Raw genomic sequence first — 632 nt, forward strand, 5'->3', positions numbered from 1 at the left:
GGCGCTTACCACTTTGTGATTCATGACTGGGGTGAAGTCGTAACAAGGTAACCGTAGGGGAACCTGCGGTTGGATCACCTCCTTACCTTAAAGAAGCGTTCTTTGAAGTGCTCACACAGATTGTCTGATGAAAATTAGCAGTAAAAATCTCTGCAGGCTTGTAGCTCAGGTGGTTAGAGCGCACCCCTGATAAGGGTGAGGTCGGTGGTTCAAGTCCACTCAGGCCTACCAAATTCGCAAGAATTGTCGGTACAGAGATTAGCATTTTGCGATGGGGTTATAGCTCAGCTGGGAGAGCGCCTGCCTTGCACGCAGGAGGTCTGCGGTTCGATCCCGCATAGCTCCACCATCCTTTACTGCAACAAACCCAAGAAAACTTCAGAGTGTACCTGAAAAGGTTCACTGCGAAGTTTTGCTCTTTAAAAATCTGGATCAAGCTGAAAATTGAAACAGCACACTGAACTCTGTTCTCCGTAATAAGAACAGACTGAGGTGTGTTTGAGTCTCTCAAATTTTTGCAGCACGATGATGGATCGTAAGAAACATCTTCGGGTTGTGAGGTTAAGCGACTAAGCGTACACGGTGGATGCCCTGGCAGTCAGAGGCGATGAAGGACGTGCTAATCTGCGATA

The 632-nt window shown here is 47.8% G+C and carries 2 tRNA genes and 1 rRNA gene; all 3 read left to right on the plus strand.

The annotated features are described in order from the left end of the window. A 16S ribosomal RNA gene (locus ACH1XZ_RS23175) occupies positions 1-85 on the plus strand; the annotation flags it as partial. A gap of 69 nt (positions 86-154) precedes the next feature. After that, positions 155-231: transfer RNA gene (locus ACH1XZ_RS23180), tRNA-Ile, on the plus strand. Between the two features lie 42 nt (positions 232-273). Beyond that, positions 274-349: transfer RNA gene (locus ACH1XZ_RS23185), tRNA-Ala, on the plus strand. Positions 350-632: the final 283 nt, after the last annotated feature.

Source organism: Kluyvera chengduensis (assembly GCF_044197065.1).
Taxonomy (GTDB): Bacteria; Pseudomonadota; Gammaproteobacteria; order Enterobacterales; family Enterobacteriaceae; genus Kluyvera; species Kluyvera ascorbata_C.